The sequence below is a fragment of the Brevundimonas sp. genome (genome assembly GCF_041648615.1).
Lineage (GTDB): Bacteria > Pseudomonadota > Alphaproteobacteria > Caulobacterales > Caulobacteraceae > Brevundimonas.
The window spans coordinates 1-2,728 of record NZ_JBAZOS010000091.1 but is presented as its reverse complement, the minus strand read 5'-3'; the positions used below and the strand labels follow the sequence as shown (position 1 = coordinate 2,728).

Annotated in this window: 4 protein-coding genes; all 4 read left to right on the top strand. The window is 65.3% G+C overall.

The genetic code is table 11. The features are described 5' to 3' along the window. Positions 1-714: cbb3-type cytochrome c oxidase subunit I (locus tag WC555_RS15645; protein WP_373255061.1), on the top strand; the 714-nt coding region annotated here is incomplete at its 5' end. Positions 715-782: 68 nt separating this feature from the next. Then, positions 783-1,754 carry a heme o synthase gene (gene cyoE / locus WC555_RS15640; protein ID WP_373255059.1) on the top strand — a complete coding sequence of 324 codons (972 nt, stop codon included), beginning with the start codon at positions 783-785 and terminating at the stop codon, positions 1,752-1,754. 50 nt (positions 1,755-1,804) lie between these two features. Beyond that, positions 1,805-2,056 (top strand): hypothetical protein, encoded by a 252-nt coding sequence (locus WC555_RS15635; protein ID WP_373255058.1) that lies wholly within the window; start codon positions 1,805-1,807, stop codon positions 2,054-2,056. Positions 2,057-2,058: 2 nt separating this feature from the next. Continuing rightward, positions 2,059-2,613: a cytochrome c oxidase assembly protein gene (locus WC555_RS15630; RefSeq protein WP_373255055.1), complete on the top strand. Its 555-nt coding sequence runs from the start codon at positions 2,059-2,061 to the stop codon at positions 2,611-2,613. Positions 2,614-2,728: the final 115 nt, after the last annotated feature.

The following is a 2,728-nucleotide window of genomic DNA, read 5'->3' as shown; positions in this document are numbered from 1 at the left end:
GTCGGCTTCGTCGTGTGGGCGCACCACATGTACACGGTCGGCATGAACGTGAACCTGCGCGCCTATTTCGTGGCCGCGACCATGATCATCGCCGTGCCCACGGGCGTGAAGATCTTCAGCTGGATCGCGACCATGTGGGGCGGCTCGATCAGCTTCAAGACGCCCATGCTGTGGGCCATCGGCTTCATCTTCCTGTTCACCGTCGGCGGCGTGACCGGCGTGGTCCTGTCCAATGCCGGCATCGACTACAGCCTGCACGACACCTATTACGTCGTGGCCCACTTCCACTACGTCCTGTCGCTGGGCGCCGTGTTCGCCATCTTCGCCGGCTTCTACTACTGGTTCGAGAAGATGTTCGGCGTGAAGTACAACGAGGTCCTCGGCTGCCTGCATTTCTGGATCATGTTCGTCGGGGTGAACATCGTGTTCTTCCCGCAGCACTTCTTGGGTCTGCAAGGGATGCCGCGCCGCTACATCGACTATCCCGACGCCTATGAGCTGTGGAACCACGTCTCAACGGTGGGCTATGTCATCACCATCGTTGGCGTCGGGGTCTTCCTGATCATGCTGCTGGAAGCCGCCATCCGTCGCCGTCCCGGCGTGGCCAACCCGTGGGGCGAAGGCGCCACGACTTTGGAGTGGACCCTGTCCTCGCCGCCGCCGCACCACCAGTTCAACGAACTGCCGGTGGTCAAGGACGACGATCACCACTGATCGCAACCACATGATAAAGGGGGCCGTCCTTCCGCCATTGGAAGGGCGGCCCTCGCCATTTTGAACCCATGACCGCAAAGCCCGCCTCCCTCGTCAGCACTGCCCAGCCGGAAGACTATTTCCAGCTGCTGAAGCCGCGCGTCATGTCGCTGGTGGTGTTCACCGGCGCGACGGGACTGGTCGTGGCGCCCGGGTCGATCAATCCGTTCGTGGCCGCCATCGCCATCCTGTGCATCGCCGTGGGGGCCGGAGCGGCGGGCGCGCTGAACATGGCGCTGGAGGGCGAGACCGACGCCCTGATGCGCCGTACGCGCGGCCGTCCCGTTGCGGCGGGACGAGTGCCCAAGGGCGACGCGATGGCCTTCGGCGCCGTTCTGAGCCTGTTCTCGGTCATGCTGCTGGGCATGAACACCAACTGGCTGGCGGCCGGGCTTCTGGCTCTGACCATCGTCTATTACGCCGGCTTCTATACGATGATGCTCAAGCGGCGGACGCCCCAGAACATCGTCATCGGCGGGGCGGCCGGTGCCCTGCCCCCGGTGATCGGCTGGGCGGCGGCGACCGGATCGGCGCCCTGGCAGGCCTGGCTGCTGTTCCTGATCATCTTCCTGTGGACCCCGCCGCACAGCTGGGCCCTGGCCCTCTATTCGGCCGGCGACTACGCCAAGGCGGGCATTCCGATGATGCCGGTGGCGCGGGGTGCGAAGTCCACCCGCCTGCAAATCCTCATCTATTCCCTGATCTTCGTGCCGGTGGCGATCGCCCCGGCCCTGACCGGCATGGGCGGTTGGGTCTATCTGGCGGTGTCGGGTCTCGGCGGCCTGGCCTTTCTGGGTCTGGCGCTGCGCCTGTTCCGCTCCCGCGCCGGCGATGAGCCCGACAAGGCCGAGGCCGTGGGGCGAGAGGCCGCATTGTATGATGTGAAGGCCGAGGCCAAACCGGCCCGCAATCTTTTCGCCTTTTCCATCCTCTATCTGATGGCCCTGTTCGCGGCCCTGCTGGTCGAGCATCTGACCGGCATGGCGGCCTTCCGCTTCTAGTTCCGGGCGTCCTGCCCGCGTTTTCCCGGGGTTTCCGAATGGAACCGACCATGACCACCGACGGCCCGCGCTACATCCGCCTGACCCCGACCGAACTGGCCGCGCGCAAGCGACGCAACGTCTTCATCGCCCTGGCCCTGGTGGCCTTCATGGTGCTGCTGTTCACCACCACCTTCCTGCGCATGCTGCACAATCAGGAGGCGGGGCGTCAGGCGCGCGCCGCCGCCGCCGCCTCGGCGCCCCAAAGCCCCGTGCTGGAGAACCCGGCGCCCCAACCGGCGCCTGCTTCGGTCGGCGGCTGACCATGAAACGCCAGAACCTCATCGCCCTGGCCTGCGCCGGCACGGTCGTCTTCATGACGGGGGCCGCCTTCGCCGCCGTGCCTCTGTACCAGCTGTTCTGCCAGGTCACCGGCTTCAACGGCACGGTGATGAAGGCCGACAAGGCGCCCGACACCATTCTGGATTCCACCATCCTGATTCGGTTCGACACCAATGTGCGCGACCTGCCCATGGTGTTCCGCGCCGAGCAGGTCAGCCAACGGGTGCGCATCGGCGAGACCGGGATGGCCTGGTTTGACGTCACCAACACCTCCGACAAGCCGATCAAGGCGCGCGCCGGGTACAATGTCGTGCCCGAGTTCACCGGCCCCTATTTCCAGAAGCTGCAGTGCTTCTGCTTCGACGAGCAGGTCATCGAGGCGGGTCAGACACGGAAATTCCCGATCCAGTATTTCGTCGCCCCCGAACTGGCGACCGACGCCGAGGCGAAGGGGGCGACCGAGATCACGCTCAGCTACACCTTCTATCCCTCGAAGGACGGCGCGCCGGACGGGACGAAAGACCCCGGCCGGAGCTAGGGTTCGACCTCTTTTCAAGCCCGCCCCGCTCGACCTTGGCGGAAAATGGGCTATAGCCCATCCAAAGACACTTTCGACCGTTGCAAGAGACCCTGATGGCCGACAATCACGCTGC